The 17,788-nt window shown below is 46.1% G+C and carries 21 protein-coding genes; 9 read left to right on the top strand and 12 right to left on the bottom strand.

Annotated elements, in window-relative coordinates; translation table 11 throughout:
• Window positions 1–26: 26 nt before the first annotated feature.
• From HP570_RS25550 to HP570_RS25540, 3 genes are all read left to right on the top strand, one after another.
• Window positions 27–1,808, top strand: coding sequence for an ABC transporter ATP-binding protein (locus HP570_RS25550; RefSeq protein WP_012684765.1), 1,782 nt, complete (start codon window positions 27–29; stop codon window positions 1,806–1,808).
• A 24-nt stretch (window positions 1,809–1,832) separates the two neighbouring features.
• The gene (locus HP570_RS25545) at window positions 1,833–3,053 is read left to right on the top strand and encodes an MFS transporter (protein WP_012684766.1); all 1,221 of its coding nucleotides are present in this window, start codon (window positions 1,833–1,835) and stop codon (window positions 3,051–3,053) included.
• Window positions 3,054–3,169: 116 nt separating this feature from the next.
• Entirely contained in the window at window positions 3,170–4,399 is a 1,230-nt protein-coding gene (locus HP570_RS25540; protein WP_173627568.1) for an MFS transporter, read from the top strand.
• 272 nt (window positions 4,400–4,671) lie between these two features.
• On the opposite strand, the gene HP570_RS25535 is transcribed toward HP570_RS25540, so the two are convergent.
• From HP570_RS25535 to HP570_RS25520, 4 genes are read right to left on the bottom strand one after another with little or no spacing between them, the layout of a single operon-like run.
• The gene (locus HP570_RS25535; RefSeq protein ID WP_173627567.1) at window positions 4,672–5,295 is read right to left on the bottom strand and encodes a TlpA family protein disulfide reductase; all 624 of its coding nucleotides are present in this window, start codon (window positions 5,293–5,295) and stop codon (window positions 4,672–4,674) included.
• 34 nt (window positions 5,296–5,329) lie between these two features.
• Window positions 5,330–5,950, bottom strand: coding sequence for a MauE/DoxX family redox-associated membrane protein (locus tag HP570_RS25530; protein ID WP_254495466.1), 621 nt, complete (start codon window positions 5,948–5,950; stop codon window positions 5,330–5,332).
• Window positions 5,907–7,709, bottom strand: coding sequence for an ABC transporter ATP-binding protein (locus HP570_RS25525; RefSeq protein ID WP_217364826.1), 1,803 nt, complete (start codon window positions 7,707–7,709; stop codon window positions 5,907–5,909). The genes HP570_RS25530 and HP570_RS25525 overlap by 44 nt, the downstream gene beginning before the upstream one ends.
• A gap of 20 nt (window positions 7,710–7,729) precedes the next feature.
• The gene (locus HP570_RS25520) at window positions 7,730–8,257 is read right to left on the bottom strand and encodes a TlpA family protein disulfide reductase (RefSeq protein WP_173627565.1); all 528 of its coding nucleotides are present in this window, start codon (window positions 8,255–8,257) and stop codon (window positions 7,730–7,732) included.
• A gap of 122 nt (window positions 8,258–8,379) precedes the next feature.
• On the opposite strand from HP570_RS25520, the gene HP570_RS25515 reads away from it, so the two are divergent.
• Window positions 8,380–8,535, top strand: a complete 156-nt coding sequence (locus tag HP570_RS25515) for a hypothetical protein (protein WP_173627564.1) — start codon at window positions 8,380–8,382, stop codon at window positions 8,533–8,535.
• Window positions 8,536–8,818: 283 nt separating this feature from the next.
• On the opposite strand, the gene HP570_RS25510 is transcribed toward HP570_RS25515, so the two are convergent.
• From HP570_RS25510 to HP570_RS25500, 3 genes are all read right to left on the bottom strand, one after another.
• Window positions 8,819–9,172, bottom strand: coding sequence for a MoaF-related domain-containing protein (locus HP570_RS25510; protein WP_173627563.1), 354 nt, complete (start codon window positions 9,170–9,172; stop codon window positions 8,819–8,821).
• Between the two features lie 149 nt (window positions 9,173–9,321).
• The gene (locus HP570_RS25505; protein WP_254495465.1) at window positions 9,322–9,540 is read right to left on the bottom strand and encodes a hypothetical protein; all 219 of its coding nucleotides are present in this window, start codon (window positions 9,538–9,540) and stop codon (window positions 9,322–9,324) included.
• A gap of 40 nt (window positions 9,541–9,580) precedes the next feature.
• Window positions 9,581–9,928 carry a cupin domain-containing protein gene (locus HP570_RS25500; protein WP_012684775.1) on the bottom strand — a complete coding sequence of 116 codons (348 nt, stop codon included), beginning with the start codon at window positions 9,926–9,928 and terminating at the stop codon, window positions 9,581–9,583.
• Between the two features lie 166 nt (window positions 9,929–10,094).
• Here HP570_RS25500 and HP570_RS25495 point away from each other — a divergent pair, with 166 nt between their 5' ends.
• A complete protein-coding gene (locus HP570_RS25495) occupies window positions 10,095–10,364 on the top strand; it encodes a hypothetical protein (protein ID WP_483862096.1) in 270 nt (89 codons plus the stop codon).
• A 46-nt stretch (window positions 10,365–10,410) separates the two neighbouring features.
• On the opposite strand, the gene HP570_RS25490 is transcribed toward HP570_RS25495, so the two are convergent.
• The 4 genes from HP570_RS25490 to HP570_RS25475 form a co-directional block, all read right to left on the bottom strand.
• Window positions 10,411–11,226: a pyrroline-5-carboxylate reductase family protein gene (locus HP570_RS25490; protein WP_173627562.1), complete on the bottom strand. Its 816-nt coding sequence runs from the start codon at window positions 11,224–11,226 to the stop codon at window positions 10,411–10,413.
• A 96-nt stretch (window positions 11,227–11,322) separates the two neighbouring features.
• Entirely contained in the window at window positions 11,323–12,003 is a 681-nt protein-coding gene (locus HP570_RS25485; RefSeq protein WP_173627561.1) for a zinc metallopeptidase, read from the bottom strand.
• Window positions 12,004–12,226: 223 nt separating this feature from the next.
• Window positions 12,227–12,367 (bottom strand): hypothetical protein, encoded by a 141-nt coding sequence (locus tag HP570_RS25480; RefSeq protein WP_012684780.1) that lies wholly within the window; start codon window positions 12,365–12,367, stop codon window positions 12,227–12,229.
• Window positions 12,368–12,446: 79 nt separating this feature from the next.
• Entirely contained in the window at window positions 12,447–13,733 is a 1,287-nt protein-coding gene (locus HP570_RS25475; protein WP_173627560.1) for a glutamate-1-semialdehyde 2,1-aminomutase, read from the bottom strand.
• 150 nt (window positions 13,734–13,883) lie between these two features.
• Between HP570_RS25475 and HP570_RS25470 the strand changes: the two genes are divergently transcribed.
• The 4 genes from HP570_RS25470 (at window position 13,884) to HP570_RS25455 (ending at window position 17,414) form a co-directional block, all read left to right on the top strand.
• Window positions 13,884–14,726: a protein phosphatase 2C domain-containing protein gene (locus HP570_RS25470; protein WP_254495464.1), complete on the top strand. Its 843-nt coding sequence runs from the start codon at window positions 13,884–13,886 to the stop codon at window positions 14,724–14,726.
• Between the two features lie 89 nt (window positions 14,727–14,815).
• Entirely contained in the window at window positions 14,816–15,826 is a 1,011-nt protein-coding gene (locus HP570_RS25465) for an ABC transporter ATP-binding protein (RefSeq protein WP_012684783.1), read from the top strand.
• A complete protein-coding gene (locus HP570_RS25460) occupies window positions 15,819–16,613 on the top strand; it encodes an ABC transporter permease (RefSeq protein WP_012684784.1) in 795 nt (264 codons plus the stop codon). The genes HP570_RS25465 and HP570_RS25460 overlap by 8 nt, the downstream gene beginning before the upstream one ends.
• 3 nt (window positions 16,614–16,616) lie before the next feature.
• The gene (locus HP570_RS25455; protein WP_375138865.1) at window positions 16,617–17,414 is read left to right on the top strand and encodes an ABC transporter permease; all 798 of its coding nucleotides are present in this window, start codon (window positions 16,617–16,619) and stop codon (window positions 17,412–17,414) included.
• A 180-nt stretch (window positions 17,415–17,594) separates the two neighbouring features.
• On the opposite strand, the gene HP570_RS29725 is transcribed toward HP570_RS25455, so the two are convergent.
• Entirely contained in the window at window positions 17,595–17,690 is a 96-nt protein-coding gene (locus tag HP570_RS29725; protein ID WP_012684786.1) for a putative holin-like toxin, read from the bottom strand.
• Window positions 17,691–17,788: the final 98 nt, after the last annotated feature.

The raw sequence follows: 17,788 nt of genomic DNA, 5'->3' as shown, positions 1-17,788 counted from the left end.
CCTTGTTTGCAAAGGAGGTATGATGCTTGAGCATACGCCGCTACTTGGCTTATGTCCTGCCCTATTGGAAACAAATATTGGGCACTATATTTATTGGAATTATTAAGTTCGCGATCCCACTTGCTCTGCCACTTCTTATCAAATACGTCATTGATGACCTATTGCCAAGTCCGCTTCCTCAAGAGGAAAAGCTGAAACAGCTATTTTGGCTGATGCTCGGGGCCTTTTTGTTATTTACCGTCGTTCGCGCCCCTGTTGAGTACATCCGGCAATACTATGCACAGTGGGTATCCAGTCGTATCTTGTTCGACATTCGCAATCAATTGTTTTCTCATTTACAACGACTGTCGATGCGCTACTACAACAATACCAAAACGGGTGAGGTCATCTCTCGGGTCATTAACGACGTGGAATCAACCAAAAGCTTCGTGGAATCGGGATTGATGAATCTTTGGCTGGACCTGATTACGATTACATTGACGATGGGGATCATGCTCTATATGGACGTGGAGCTGACGATTGTCGCCATTATCGTTTTCCCTTTGTACAGTATCTCCGTCAAGTTTTTCTACAAGCGCTTGCGTCAATTGACAAAGGATCGTTCAGCTGCACTGGCGCATCTACAAGGGTATTTGTACGAACGTGTAAACGGCATGTCGCTCATCCGCAGCTTTGCTTTGGAAAAGCAGGAGAGCAAGGAATTTGCCAAGGAGAACAATCAGTTTCTGGATAAGGCACTGGCACATACGCGGTGGAATGCTCGAACCTTCGCTGTGGTTAATACGGTGACGGATATCGCACCGCTTCTGGTTATTGCCTATGCTGGTTACCAAGTCATCGGCGGGAGCATGAGCGTAGGGACGCTCGTTGCGTTTTATGCTTATTTGGAGCGCTTGTACACACCACTGCGACGTTTGGTCAATTCCAGTACGGTACTGACGCAGGCAATTGCTTCGATGGACCGGATGTTCGAGTTTATCGATGAATCGTACGATATCGTTGATAAGCCAAACGCAGGAGAGTTGCCTGTAGACCCTGCAACCAAACGCATTCGCGGCGAAATTCGCTTTGAGAACGTGTCCTTCCGCTATCGGGAGGAAGGCCCTCTTGTCTTGAACAACGTGAATTTGAACATCTCTTCTGGTGAAACGGTTGCGATTGTCGGGATGTCAGGCGGCGGAAAATCTTCGTTGATTAGCTTGCTGCCGCGTTTTTGGGACGTGACAGAAGGGAAAATTACGATTGATGGCCTCGATATCCGCGATGTGAAGCAGCAAAATTTGCGTCACCACATCGGGATGGTGCAGCAAGATAATATTTTGTTTAGTGAATCAGCAAAAGTGAATATTTTAATGGGCAATCCTGATGCAGATGACAGTGCTGTGCAAGAAGCTGCGAAGGCGGCCAATGCCCATGACTTTATTAGCGAATTACCGAATGGCTACCATACGGAGCTGGGGGAGCGAGGCGTAAAGCTCTCTGGCGGGCAAAAGCAGAGAATTGCGATTGCGCGAGTTTTCCTGCGTGACCCAGGTATTCTGATTCTGGATGAGGCGACGTCTGCCCTCGACTTGGAATCAGAGCACACGATTCAGGAGTCTTTGTCCAGATTGGCAAAAGGAAGAACCACGCTCATCGTGGCCCATCGACTTTCAACGATTACCCATGCGGACAAAATCATTGTCATGAAAGAGGGACAAATCGTTGAGGAAGGCACCCACGAGCAATTGCTGGAGAGAAAGGGAGTATACTATGGCCTGTGGAGTGTGCAAGATTTAGGAAGTACATCCGACCTGCAACAGGGATAAGCAGATGGGATTGGAGGAAATCCGATGGAGATATGGCGCCGTAATTTATATGTGCTCTGTGGATCGCTGTTTTTCGTCATGGTGGCGATGAGCATGATCATGCCTTTTTTACCGCTTTACATTCAGCAGGATTTCGGAATTGAAGACCCTCATCAAGTCACGGCTTGGGCGGGGATTATTTTTGGAGCCAACTTTTTGACGGCGGGCCTCGTCTCGCCTATTTGGGGAAATTTGGCCGATAAGCACGGGCGCAAGATTATGATTCTGCGTTCGGGATTTTTCATGTCCATTACCATGGCAATGACTGGTTTTGCGGGAAGTCTGTGGCAGCTTTTGGCTCTTCGTCTGCTCAATGGACTCGTAGGCGGAATCATCCCTGCCAGTACCGCATTAGTAGCATCCTCTGTCCCAAAAGAACGAATTGGCTATGCAACAGGGTTGCTTCAGTCTTTTATTACGGCCGGAACCATTATGGGACCGCTGTTTGGCGGTGTTCTCGCGGAGAAGATCGGCTTTCGGATGATTTTTGTAATTACTGGTTGCGTATTATTACTGGCGACCTTGGTCATTACGTTTACGGTGAAAGAGAACTTTGTTCCACCTGAAAAAAAGGAACAATCGAGTCTACGCGAAGACTTTCAGATGATCTTTTCTTCCAAAGAACTCCCGGCTCTCTTTTTTGTAACCGTAATGATCCAGTTTGCGTTGTTTAGCATTATCCCTGTGCTGCCGATTTACATTTCGCAGTTGCTCGGTTCAGAAGGGGCAAAGGTAGCGTTGTGGGCCGGAATTGTCCAGGCATGCATGGGGGTAGCAAATGTCTTTGCTTCCCCACAGCTGGGGCGTTTAGGAGATCGGTTCGGCTCGCAAAAGGTGCTTTTGTTCTCGCTTTTGGCTGCCGCAATCATCTTCATTCCACAAGGTCTCGTACATACGGTATGGCAATTGGTCGCGCTCCGATTTTTGTTAGGCTTGTCCCTGGGAGGATTACTCCCATCCGTCAATGCTTTGCTACGGCGAGCAACACCTGTACATATGGTCAGTCGCGTCTACGGCTATAACAATAGCTTCGTCAGTATTGGCAGCATGCTCGGACCGATGATTGGCGGCTTTTTGGCAGGTTATGTGAGCATTAGCGGAGTTTTTTACATGACGAGTGCTTTCCTGTTTATTAACGCAGGCTGGGTGTACTACAGCTTTTTCCGAAACAAATCTGTACAGCATCCTGATTCTGGAATAGAATAAAAGGTAATTTTCGCGAAAAGAGGTGCACCTCCATTGTGACGGCGAGTCGGTGTGAATAACTTCATATTCCATCAGGACGTATAGGCTGGTCCTGAACCGACAGGAGGGTGTGCTTTATGTGGCATCGACGCTTTATTTGCCTCTGGGCGGGTCAGACATTGGCCAACCTTGGGGATGTATTTTATATTGTCGCGTTTATTTCGGTCATGTACGCTGCAACTGGTTCTGTCATGTACACGGCGTTCATACCGGTTGTCATCGTAGCCTCGCAGTCTGTGAGCAGCTTGTTGGCTCCGTTAGTGTTTCAGCGTTTGTCGTTGACGGTCATGCTCGTGCTGTCGCAAGGCTTGAAGACGATACTTTTGGCTTTAGCCTCATTAGCTGTCAGTAGCGGTGTGGGAGAGCAGGGAGAGTGGATCTGGCTGTTGTTCGGATTGGGGTCAACCATCGCCTTTATGGATGGATGGGCAAACCCTGCAAGAAACGCCATGGTGCCGCAGTTGGTAGGACGAGAAGATCTCATGCGAGCGAATGGTTTGCTTGCCACCTCAGATCAAACGGTTCATTTTGCTGGCTGGGCCGCAGGAGGATTACTCGTTTCCTGGCTGGGAGCGGGTGTTGTTCTGTGGGGAACGGTTGGTGCCTATGTAGTGGCAACGATCGCGATGACAGGCATTGCACCGGCAAGCGAAAAGCTGCGAGAAGAACACGCAGCTGGGGCGACAACAAACTGGCTCACTGGATGGAAAGCCATTCGCGATGTACCTGTCCTGAGACTGCTGGTCGCGATGGATGTCGTGATCGACTTGTCCGGGGGTGTGTGGATCGCTGCGATTATGTTGCCATTTGTCCTCGATGTGCTTGGACAAGGGGAAGAATGGTGGGGCTATATTAATGCCGGATACATGCTCGGAGCCATTGCGGGTGGGACGCTGCTATTGATGTATGCGGAGCGGATGCGGCGTCATTTATTTCGTTGGATCATTTGCGGTACAATTGGCGTCGGATTTTTTACCTTTTGTCTTGGCAGTAGTACGAACGCTCTGGTGGCACTGTTGTTTTCGTTTGCGTTAGGACCGTTTTTGGAAATGGTGCATGTAAGCAAGCAGACGCTTTTGCAGCAAGAGACGGAGGAATCAGTACTGCCCTATGTCCTGTCAGCAAAGGGGACGATTGATTTACTCGTTTTTGGCACTTCTGCCCTAGTGATGGGTGCTATCGCTGAATGGCTGGGAGTCCGGGCTGTTTATTATGTATCTGCTGGATTGTTACTCATCGCTTTCCTTTTGGCATTGCGCTTGCAAAAAAAGCAGACGGTGCATTCTAGTGGGGTTTCCGTAAATTAAACATGAAACAGGCTGTCTTATCTGTAGATTTTTCTACTGGTAAGGCAGCCTTTTTTGAAGATATGCTTCTTGATCATATTCAGTATGTGTTTTCTTTTGTAAGCATACGATCTGCGGGCTATGTCATCGGGGAAGGCAACAAACCCGGTGATGTATATTGACAGATCAACGGGTAGTAGAGGAAGCGAAGGTTTTTATGAGTAGCTGAAATGAAGTCACCTGCGTTAATTTACTGTAATATTCTTAAAATATGAATGGTAGGTTTTCTACAGTCATGAATATGGCTGAGGGGCAATTTTATTTGCTTTATTTTCTCCTGGATTTGTTGAGAGCGACGCAGGAGTGAACTCCGAGGTGTCCGCTTCGATAGGCACATGTTTTTCAAGCAATGCCAGTAGATAATGAATGGTAGGAACCGCTTCTTTGGCAAGGATAATTCCTTTTTTGTCGATCAGGACAGCAGATGGCATCGCATCGATTTGGTACATTGAAAACGAAATGGTAGAGTCGATATACTGAATATCGTCCTGGTTTTGGGTCTCGTGAGTGAGCTTTCCTGAATAAACAACTAGTAATTTAAGCTGAGGAAATCGTAGTTTTACCTTCTCTAAATGCGGAATGATTTGCTGGCATATGGGGCAACCTTCTGCCGTGAAAAGTACAAGTGTAGAGTGGCTTTTCATCTCTGTAAAATCAATGCTTGTTCCAGATGGACTGTTATCGATCAGAACCGGGGCTCTGGAGCCTATCCAGTTGTCTACACTCGGTTCTTTTTCTTTTGCTTGTAATTTATTGATAAAATCTGCTACTAGTTTGGTTAGCAGGTAGATAACAACGAATTGCACAATGACAAATACCCATAACGCAATCACAGACCATTGTATAAACGTTTCCACAGAGGATCTCTCCTTTTTCGTGAGGGAATGATATTTATTTTTCTGCGACTAGCTCGTGCACTTTCTTCCGAATGCTCCCTAAATGTTGACCAATCAGAATCACAAGTGTGGACAACAATGCGATGATCATTAACGTCCAGTACTCTTCTCCATATACGGTTCTGAAATTTCCTGTTTCTAACGCCCATGAGAGATTCCCATAGGTGGTCGGTATTTGATAGACCCAGAGACACATCGCAATGAGCAAGACGTTTCGGCTGACCAGTATCCATGATAGATTGTGATTGCCGACGATGCCACCGCAACCACATGATATTTCTCTTCTTCCGCGCAATAAATTGACCACAATAGCCACGCTATACAGGAGTAGTAAACCACTACCAGCCAGAACTGCCCATGAATCGTACAGCCCGAAAATGAGTAGCAATCCAATCAGCAATTCAGAATAAGTGTCGAGGACGGCAAAAAATCTAATAGATCGTTCAGGCAGTATTTTGTAGTCTTTTACAATTGAAGCATGAGTCGTGCTGTTTTTGATTTTTGATACAGACGAACTTATAAACAACAGTGCTAGAATCATGCGAAAGATAAAGGTCGCGATTTCCAATTTTTCACCTGCTTTCCACTGGTGTTGCATACCATTGTGCTTGAGCATGATACATCTGCGCGTATTCTTTATTAAGTGAAATCAGTTCATCATGCGTTCCAGACTCGACTAACTGACCATCCTTCATCACGATAATCCGATCTGCCATTTTAGCGGCAGCCATACGGTGTGAGACAAATAGGGTTGTTTTATTTTCGGTCAAATTTCGAACGAGTTGGTATACAGAAAGCTCAGTCATAGGATCAAGAGCTGCTGTTGGCTCATCTAAAATCACAATATCACTATTTCGAAACAGAGCACGAGCCAAGGCAATTTTTTGCCATTGTCCCCCAGAAAGATCGGTTCCCTCTTGCAAATAGCGACTTAAATAAGTTTGGTAGCCATCTGGAAGTTTGGAAACGATTTGATCCACGCCAGATGTAGCGGCAATTTCTTGCATCCATTTTAGATCGTTTATTCGTTCGGCATCACCAAAACCAATATTTTCCTGTAATGTATAGGCATATTTGATGAAATCCTGGAAGATCACAGTCATATTTTTGCGTAAATCATCAGGTTTGATCTGGCTAATACTGAGGCCATCGAAGGAAATGTCACCTTGTGATATGGGATACAACCCCATCACACATTTGACCAAGGTTGATTTACCCGAGCCATTTTCACCGACGATTGCGATTTTTTCACCAGGCCGTATGTGCAAATGAATATCCCTTAGAACAGGATTTGTCGTATTCACGTAGGTAAATGACAATCCTTTTATAAATATGCCCTGTTGTAGCGGTGCTGGAAAGAGAGCCGAGCCTTCGTCGCTTGCATCCTTTTCAGGGTGTTCATATTCGATGAAATTAAAAAAATCGTTTATATAGAGAATCTCTCCAAATATTTTTGCTGACTGGTTAGATAGCTGATTGGTCAATCCTTGTGTTCCCTGCACAGCTTGTCCGATTGCTACAAACTCACCGATTTGCATAGAGGTGGTACGGATTAACCAGATGATAATTCCAGCTGTCCCAAAGTACAAAAGTGCGGTAAACCCATCTAGGCCGACCTCAGTTGCTTGTTGCTTTCGCAGCACCTTTAATGTCTCAGTGAACTGGTGGGTCATGGAGGTTGACCATCTTTTCAGTAGCATTTGACCTAAGCCAAATAGTCGAATTTCCTTGGCTGACTGCCGGTCTTTCAATAAAAAACTGGTATATTGTATGTCGCGAATTAAGGGGGTTAAGCCGTATCTGAGCCAATAATTGATACTGCCAAATCGAATTTGAACAAAGAAGACGGGAATTGCCGCGATCAGACTTAAAATGACGAGGCTCCAGTGAACGGTAAGCAAAAAGAGCAAGAAACTGAAAATAGTAATGCTGGCTCTAACGATCTCTAGTAGGATCGTGAATGGTGATAAAAAGCGTGCGCCCACATTCAAGTGAACTCTCTCTAAATGATTGTAAAAATCGGGAATATCAAAATAGAAAAGCGGTACCGATTCTACCTTTTGAAGTACAAGTGATTGTGCCGCGAGTTCCAAAACATTTTCAAGCTTTCCATTCAGGTATTGTTGGATATTGAGAAGCACAGATGTAGCCATCGCTATTAAAAATTGAAGTGAAAGTAAGAAAAAAGCATAACGATAATCACCCACTTGGAGTTGAATGATTTTCGCGACCTCATTAATCATTTCTTTGGATAGCCAAAGGGTGGCTACTGGTAGTAAACCAATCATGATTGTTAAGCAAACTAAAAGCGTGAGAAGTAGCCGGGCATGTGCCCATAAGAAAGAGAACAGCTTGATAAATGATTGAACAATCATGAGGAACACCTTTTCTAGTTTTATTGGATGTTGTGAAGCTCTTGCTTCTTCTTGTGCTTCAAGATGTCTACTAGCTCACCAACTGAGCGTCCTACATATCGAATGATCCCCTGTGAGTCAACAATAAACAGGCTTGGGAAGTTGATGATGTGTAATTCGCTCATGGTTTTTTTGTCGACGGGAACCATCGTAATTTTTCCGCTAAATGTGTCGATAAAGTGCTGATAGCCAGAATCATCCTGCTTAACCGCACATAAGAAAGGAAGGTTGGTTGTTTTTTTCTTGATATGGGTTAAGTATCTTTCTACTTCATGATGGCATGTATCACATGAGGGGGCAGCGAACATGACAATGGTTGGTGTTTGTGATAAATGCGTGGGGAATATAAGTGACTCTTTGAGATTTACACCGATAAAATATTGATTTAGAAGTGAAAAAATAGAATCTTCTACAGAAAAGAGAGTAACGATATTCCTGAACTTTCGGTATGAATAGAGTTGCATGCCTAATAAAGCAATTGCTACCGTTAGTGGAATGAGAACGTACACAGAAGCCTCCATCAAACTATTTTTGGTAACTATTTGTAAATAATGTATCATTTGACAGTGAGTGTTGCAATTCTTATAATTGAATTGAAAGTAAAAATTGTAAAAAAATGGAGGTTATGACTATGTTAGATCAATTTTCAAAGTTAATTGGTGTCAAGAAAGATTCAACAATCGGTTTCTTACCTGATCCTCCCTGCACCGTTAATGTGTTTTGTATTTTAGAAAAGGGGACAGCAAAACATAACTGGCAGAACCCTCTCAACTTTACCTGCTGCTAGGGAAAAGAATAATTTAGGGGATGAGTGTACCAGCATTACACGAAAAATTTGCTAGGATGCTAAATCATCCTCTACAAACAAACCTTCAAAACCACTAGAAATGTGGAGCTGAAGGTTTGTTTTGCATTCACAAATATTTGCCAGCTCTTTACGTTAATCGTTATTATTCCCACGGATAATCATAATGAAAGAAACCACGAAAAAATGGAGTTTCTCTACAGTCTTAGACCGGCAATTCCGGTCTTTCGCTTTGTCATCTTTCACGAATTATGAGGTGAAGATATCAAAGTTCGGTTATGGTACCAGAATGGAACAGACTTCTTCGAACACCCTGTGCATCATAGGTATAATGGGTATAGACCAGCATTCGATTAAAATCAGCAACTTGGCTGACCGTGTAGACTTCTTCCAGCCAATACATAAAGTAAACGCAAGGAGCTATTTCTACGTAATTGAATGTATAGTAACCATGGAAGCCTTTATGCGGTCCAGCAATCCCTTCATCATGTCGATGAGTAGCGTCAAAGAAATGAATGATAAATACATTGCCATCATCATAATCATAGCGAAAGGTCTTACCAGCGTATAAAGGGAGTCGATGACTGTATTGTACATTTTGAAAATTTGGATGATGCATATCATACTCCTCCTTTTGTATGCAATATATGTAAAATGTAGGCGTATGCTCTGCGTGGAATGCAAAAAAACAGCGGCCAGTCTAAGACGTTATTTTCAGGTCTTAGGTAGCCGCTGTTATTTTATGTAGGGTCAGTCTAACCACGAAAACTATTTTCCACCGAGGTGACGCAGGATCGCCATCAAATCGAGCTCTCCCAGCCCTGATTCCAGTGCATGACGATAGGTGGCATTGACGGATTCAACTAATGGGGGAGAGACGCCTGCTTCATTCGCAAGGCGAAGGTCCTTGGCCATATGCTTCAGGGCAAAGGCAGCTGGATAGGCGTAGCGGCCTGATTTCCCATTCCTTGCTTCAAATGTTTGCAAGTTTCATATAATGCTCATAACCGGCATCTACACAAGCTGTTCATTTTTGCTTTTTCAGCTTTGTATTGTACCTATCCTTTTGATTAAAAAAAGTAATATCAGCATAGCCCGCAAATATTTTTCCGGAGTGTTTTACATCTTTTTCAATAAAGTACCTATCGCCTTTAGTATAAATATTTTTTACACCATTTATGGTTAATTCAATCTTGCCTTCAAGCACGATGCCCCATTGACTTTCGTGCGAGTGTTCTGGCAAATCAATATCCTCATTAAATTGCATAAAAATTATTTGGTGATTCTCTCCTTGAGAAAGGTATGCTTGATAATTGGAAAAAGGCATATCTGCTTCTGGAAGGTTGCTAATCGGCTCTGGAAATAAATTTGACATATGTTATCCTCCTTGCAATTCTCATTAAATTCGGATTATATAAATAATTCTTAGTTCAACCCAGCTCTACAATTTTCTGTTCCCTCTTAATACTCATTCTACCACATAAATCCAACCCTGTCATTTCCGTTTCATCCTTCGCTTGCCTTTAGGAATATTCAGATGCTTGGTGGACAGCCTTACCGGGGCAAACAATGTCCTGCTCTCCTATGTGAATGTGAAGATAGCGGAACTGGACAGCCACAAGCAATCTCTTGTCAAAGAGATTGCGGAATTGACGGTGGAAACCATCAGCCCGGAACAGGTACAGCAAATTTCCGGGTACTTGGACACATGGGAAACCGTCAGCTTTGACGATAAGCGGCGAGTGCTGGATTTGCTGGTTACTACTGTGGAAGCCACCAGCGACAAGATGAACATTACATGGAAAATCTGACGGGCAGTATACCTCCCGTCACACCGTTACCCTGTGTAGTCCCTTGTTAAACTGTACTTTGTTGTTGGACAAGTATCTTCAAAGCAGCGTGCTTGGATTCTGTCATCGCAAACAACTCGTCAAATCCAGAAGGAAGCGTCTTGTCCAGAACACGCAAGCCTTCCTCGGTAATGCCACCTTTGGTAGCAACACGTTCGATCAGCTGGTCGAAGCTAAGCTGTTCGTTTTTGAGCAAAAGAGCGGTTCCCAGCATCGTTTCCACCAGCATGCTTCTCGCAGTATCCAAGTCAAGCTCTGGTGTTTTGCGAACGGCTGCCTGCGCGAACGAATCAAGAATCCCTGCGATCAGTCCTGGGGCGCTGCTGGTGAGGATCGTCGCTGTTTCGATCTCGATCTCGGATACGTCCTGTGATTGACTAATGGAAGACAGGAGGGTGAGAAGCTCATTGCGATCCCCTGTACTTGTTCGACTGCTGCATGTAAATAGAGATACACCATGCAGCTCTTGCGAAGTGACGGTAGGAATTACCTTGCTCACGGCACCTGCATGGACGGTTTCCAAATCATTGATGCTAACACCTGCTGCTACAGAAACGATATGTACACTTTCAGGGATAGACAACTCACGCAATACAGGCAGGATATCCAGTGGCTTTGTGCAGAGAAAGACCAGCTTTGCCTGGTCGCACACCTCTTGCGCACTTTCGGCTATGAGAATGCCATGTGATGCTTGCAGATTTTCAGCCTTTTCTCTTGTTCGATTGAAGACGGTGATATGCTCGGGCTGGATCACACCGCTTTTACAGAGTGATTTCACCAGCATTTGACCCATACTGCCTAGTCCAATGATTCCAATTCGCATGTGAAAAACCCCCTGTTTTATTGTAACGTAGGCTCATGAAAAAAGGTACAGCCTCCCATGTGAGAGAGCTGTACCTTTGCTGTTTCATTTAACAGATTAGTCGTCAGAGCTTCGGAAAATCATGATGTACTTCGCCAACTCTAGAACAGAGATTAGAGCGGCAGCTACGTACGTCAGAGCGGCTGCACCCAGTACTTTGCTTGCGCCACGTTCTTCTTCATTGCGGATGAAGCCCATTTGGAGCATCAGTTGTTTCGCACGGCTACTTGCGTTAAACTCGACAGGCAATGTGACGAGTTGGAAGGCAACTGCTCCGGAGAAGAAGATAATCCCGATGAGCAAAAGCCCAGCCATTTTAAAGAAGAAACCAGCCAACAGCAGCAATGGCGCCACACCGGACACCAGGTTGACTACTGGGAAAATGCGATGGCGAGCTACCAGCATCGGGTACGAGACCTTGTGCTGAATTGCATGGCCGACCTCGTGACAAGCAACGGACAGAGAGGCAATCGAGTTGCCGAAGTATACAGGATCAGACAGGCGTACGACACGGTCAGTCGGGTCGTAGTGGTCGGTCAATGTACCTGGGATGTGTTGAACAGGAACGTTCGTCAAGCCGTTGGCATCGAGCATGCGGCGGGCGGCCTCTGCACCGGTTAGACCGGAGGAGGTAGGAACTTCGGCGAATTTGTTAAAAGTTCCTTTCACACGGAACTGTGCCCAGAGCGACAGTCCGAATGCAATCAGAATCAGGAAATCCATAGGATGGAAAAACATTCCACACTCACTCCTCGTTGTAATCTATGAAAACGAATGTTGCTAAGCCATACATGTAACCTTACTACTACATTTTGTCCCATATTCATGTATACGAATAAGTCCTATGGCAGTTTCACTAATTTATTGTACATTCTCTGACCATTATTGACAATGTTGCCGCATGCCAAAAAAACAGACACATTCCTCGTCAGTATGATTGGGAATGTGTCTGTTTTGATACTTATCTGTCGTGATTTTGGGTTTTATGATGCTCGGTTTTTCGCGGGGTTTGAAAGCCCTTCACTTCGAGCATTTTACTGCTCATTTTAGAATCCAACGTCTTTTCAGGAGCCTGCGGATATGATTTTTCACCTTTGGACACCGAAATATCCTCCTCGAAAACATAATCGTGAACAGGCTTATTATTTCCACAGATGGATGCGGAAGGACGTGGGAATGGTTTACAGCTGAGAAAAGGCGCGGTCTACAGCTGCGATGGTGAATTGAATATCTTCTTCTGTATGAGCTGTTGTCACGAACCAAGCTTCATATTTGGATGGTGCAAGGCATACACCTTCGTTCAGCATCAGCTGGAAGAAGCGAGCAAATACTTCCCCATTCGCTTTCTGAGCTGCATCGTAATCGTGAACAGGCTCGTCCGTAAAGTAAACAGCCAATGCACCTTTTACACGATTGAGCTGGATGGTTACGCCGTGTTTGTTTGCCGCTTCGATGATTCCGTTCGCAAGCATAGCGCCCAGTCTCTCGAATTCATCGTACACGCCCGGCTGCTTCAATACCTCCAGGCAGGCAATTCCCGCACGGATGGAAGCAGGGTTACCAGCCATTGTTCCTGCTTGATACGCAGGTCCGAGTGGGGCGACCTGCTCCATGATTTCCCGACGACCGCCATAAGCACCGATTGGCAGACCACCGCCGATAATTTTGCCCAATGCAGTCAGATCAGGCTCAACTCCCAGGAGGTTTTGTGCGCCGCCATAGCAGAAGCGGAAGGCTGTAATCACTTCATCGTAGACGACAAGTGCGCCCACTTCATGCGTAATGCGGTTAACTTCTTCCAGGAATCCAGGCTCAGGCGTTACGATACCGAAGTTGCCGACAATCGGCTCAACGAGGACGCAAGCCGTTTCGCTTCCCCATTTACTCATAGCTTCTGCGAAAGCCTCGATATTATTAAAAGGTACCGTAATGACTTCGCTGGCAATGCTTTGTGGTATACCTGCACTGTCCGGAATCCCTAGGGTAGATGGCCCGGAGCCAGCAGCAACCAGCACTAAGTCAGAGTGGCCGTGGTAGCAGCCCGCGAATTTGATGATTTTGACACGTCCGGTATAAGCACGTGCTACACGAATGCAAGTCATGACTGCTTCTGTACCGGAGTTGTTGAAGCGAATGCGTTCCATCGAAGGAATTGCTTCGCGGATCATGTTTGCAAAGGTAATTTCCCATGGAGTAGGCGTACCGTAAAGGGTCCCGTTGGTAGCCGCTTCGCAAATCGCGTTGGTCACATGTGGATGTGCATGGCCAGTAATGATGGGGCCATATGCTGCTAAATAGTCAATATATCGATTGCCGTCCACGTCCCAGAAATACGCGCCCTGGGCACGTTCCATCGTTACGGGTGCTCCCCCGCCTACAGCCTTGAAAGAGCGGGAAGGGCTGTTTACCCCGCCTAGAATGACGTCGAGTGCTTGCTCGTGCAGTTGCGCGGATCGTTCACGTTTCATGCATGTTCCCTCTTTTCTTTTGGAAAAAGTCCTTCATTATCTTACCACAGCAGTTCAACAACTGGATATGAACGGAGAGCTATAGATGAAGGAAAGGAAAAATGATACAATTTTCAAGCAAATCACTCCATGGGTAAAGGCGGGAGCATCATGAAACTTGAGTGCATCTCCATGAAAGGAAGCGGCAAAAGCAATGAGGACGCCTATGTGATTCAGCAGGTCAAGCATGTGTATGCGGTCATCGATGGCATTACGTCGCTGGTCCCGTATGAGAACGCAGCAGGACAGACAGGCGGAGCTATCGCGGCTGAGCTTGTAAAAAAGCAGCTGGAAGCAATCCCTGAGGATGCAGTTTTGCACGATTATATGGAGATGATAAACGAAGCACTCCGGGAGCAGATGAGGCAAAGCGGCATCGATCTTGAGAAAAAGGAAGAATTGTGGGGAGCGGCCTGTGCAGTCGTCCGTGTAAAAGATGCCCAAATCGAGTACGCGCAGTTGGGAGATTGCATGATATTTGCCGTTTATGATGATGACATGGTAAGACCCCTGACGCATACGCAAGTCAGCCATTTGGAACAGGCGGCTTTGGCGAAGTGGGAAGAAGGAATCACCGAAGGATTGTGTACCCGAACAGAGCTGTACGAACGATGTATGGACATCCTGATCCATAACCGCTATCAGGCGAATGGACCAGGGGGCTACGGTGTGTTGAATGGCGATGCTGCCTGTCGGGATTTTATCGAGTATGGACGCATGAATCGGGTTGGCGTGAAGGCGTTGGTGCTGGCAACGGATGGTCTGTTCATGCCGAGAGCTTTAGGGGGAGCACAGCCGGAGTGGGAAGAAACGGTGCTGCCGATCGTACATAAAGGGCTGCAACGTTATACAGACGAGCTCATTTCTCTAGAAAACAACGATCCCGAATGCATCCACTATATTCGCTTCAAAAAGTCTGACGACAAAACGGGCATGATCCTTTATGTTCATTAACAGTTTGGTGCAGTTTGCCTTTTGCACAATTCGATTAGCTCATATACACTACAAATGGTATTTAAGCGAAGAAAAAAGGACGGTTTTCCATGATTCAAGTAAATCATTTACAAAAGGATTTCCGCATCCATCAGTCCAGACCGGGCCTTGGTGGTGCTTTTCGTGATTTGTTCAGTCGGGAGTACAAGACGGTAAAAGCAGTGGATGACCTTTCCTTTACAGTAGAGGAAGGGGAAATGTTCGCGCTGATTGGGGAAAATGGTGCTGGGAAATCGACCACGATCAAGATGCTGACCGGTATCTTAACTCCGAGCGATGGCGAAATCGTCATTAACGGCTTTGTACCTTTCAAGCAGCGGGAAGAGTATGTTCGTTCTATCGGAGTTGTTTTCGGGCAGCGCTCTCAGCTTTGGTGGGACCTATCTCCACTAGAGTCCTTCCGCCTATTGAAAAGCGTTTATAAGGTTGACGAAGCAGAAGGAGAAAAGTGGCTGGAGCGTTTGATTGAGGAACTGGAAATTACTCCGTTCGTCAGTCAGCCAGTGCGCAAGCTGAGTCTCGGACAGCGGATGCGCTGTGAAGTGGCTGCTTCGCTGATTCATAAGCCACGTCTGCTGTTTCTCGATGAACCGACAGTTGGACTCGATGTGCTCGTTAAGCAAAAAATCCGTGAGTTTCTCCGCAATCTGAACGAGACGGAAAATATGACGATCTTGTTGACGACTCACGATATGTCAGACATCGAAGCTCTCTGTAAACGTGTGCTTGTCATGGACAAAGGGAAGCTGATCTTCGATGGCTTGCTGAATGACCTCAAGGAAAAATGGGGCAATGGCACTGAGGTGTCCTTCCAAATGAAAAAGCGCACTTCCACAGCCGCACTCCGTCAGGCATTGGGAGAGATGCCTTGTGAGATCGAGCAAATCAATGATTTTACCCTCAATGTAAAAGTAGCGCGAAGTCAGGAAATGCTGCCCTTTGTTTTGTCGACGGTCATGTCATCGTTTGAAGTCAGTGACGTGAAAATCGAGGAGACGAGCACAGAGGATATCGTTCGCAACATTTATTCCTCAGACCAAGAGGTAGCCAGCCATGCGTAAGCTTTATATGGAACTTATCCGCATGAGGTTTTTGACGATGCTTGCCTATCGTGTGAACTATTACAGCGGGATCATTATCTACGCGATCAACATCGGTGCGTACTACTTTTTATGGGGAGCGATCTACGGAGGCCAGCAGCAGTTGGGCGGGCTAACGGTGGAACAGATGACTTCCTACGTTGCGATTGCTTGGATGTCGCGGGCGTTTTATTTTAACAACATCGATACAGAAATAGCCCAGGACGTCCGAGAAGGCAAGGTCGCGATCGAAATGATACGCCCCTATAATTACTTGTCCGTGAAAACGGCGCAGGCGTTTGGGGAAGGGATCTTTCGCTTTCTCTTTTTCGCGGGTCCAGGAATCTTTCTTATCAGCCTGATCATTCCGTTCAGCTTCCCGGCTACAGCGACCGGATGGGGGCTTTATTTGCTGAGCTTGATGTGTGCGTTTTTGATCAATACACAAATCAATTTGGTGACAGGCTTGTTGACTTTCTTCCTGTTCCGAAACGATGGCATGATGCGCGCCAAGCGGGTCGTGGTGGATCTGATGTCTGGTCTCGTGCTGCCGATCAGCTTTTTCCCCGGTTGGGCGCAAACGGTAATGGGCTATCTTCCATTCCAGGCGGTCAACTACTATCCGAGTCTGATCTTCACAGGTGCGATTTCAACGGAACGCTCTTGGGAATTGATCGGTTTTCAGTTCATCTGGATGTTTGTCATACTGGTCCCCATCTTGGTGATGTGGCGTCTTGCCCGCAACAAGCTGGTTGTGCAGGGAGGGTAGAGCATGCAAAACATGAGACATATTTTTAGTATTTTTGCCGACTACCTAAGCCAGTATTTCAAGACGAGACTTGCCTATCGAACGGATTTTCTCGGAGATTTTGTATCCAATCTGGTTTCTGAGTTGATCAATCTCGTCTTTATTATTGTTGTGTTCACTCATGTTCCGCTGATGGGGGATTGGACGCGTGACGAGATTATCTTTATCTATGGTTTCTTTTTGGTTCCATACGCATTGTTCTCGATGTTCTTCGGTTTTTGGGACTTCAATGAACGGTATATCATCCGTGGCGAGATGGATCGCATCCTGACGAGACCGATTCACAATCTGGCGCAGGTGTGCCTCGAGTCGATTGCGCCTGACCGCATTTTTGGCGTCATAACCGGAATCATCATCATGGGGTACGCTGCCATTCAACTCGATTTGTCGTTTTACTGGTACGACGTGTTCATCTTTATCGGGCTCTCGATCAGTGGGGCACTGATTTACGGTGGCGTGTATACTGCGATTGCTGCGGTTAGCTTCTTTTCCGACTCGCGAACAGGGATTGCCCCGATGATTTACAACATCCAGCAATATGGGCGCTATCCGGTAGATGTGTACAACAAGGCTATTCGCTTTGTGCTCACCTACGTGCTGCCGTTTGCCTTCGTGGGTGTTTATCCAGCGGCTTACTTTTTACGCAAGGAAGTCTGGTATACGTATGCGGCAATGACGCCGGTAGTTGCTGTTATTTTCTTCGGGATTGGGATTCTCGTTTGGAACTGGGGTGTTACGAAATATCGGGGAGCTGGTTCTTGATGATTTATAATCCGAAATCGATGTTGTAATATTAGATGTAACGAGATATAGAAGCATAAAGTAAAAAGCGACCGTCCCGGCTGCAACCGGAACGATCGGTACAATAGGCGCTTCCCGCATAGGGGGCGGCTCAATTCTTGGTGTGAAATAGACCGCAGAGCTGGTGAACTCAAGGGCGGTCTATTTCTTTTTGGTCAAGGTAACAACCAAGCCGATTAAAGCGACCAGGAACAACCCAAACTGGAAAAGCAGTCCGAGTGTTTCGTTCGTTACCACAGGCCTCACCCCCTTTCAAATGGGGATGAGCCTTATTCACATTAAACTCATCGGAAAAATAAACAAGAAGTGTCGAGCTGGCAGTTTCCTCTATTGTC

The organism is Brevibacillus sp. RS1.1, assembly GCF_013284365.1.
Classification (GTDB): Bacteria; Bacillota; Bacilli; order Brevibacillales; family Brevibacillaceae; genus Brevibacillus; species Brevibacillus brevis_D.
Note: the sequence above shows the minus strand (reverse complement) of the source record. Positions and strands in the feature narration are given on the sequence as shown.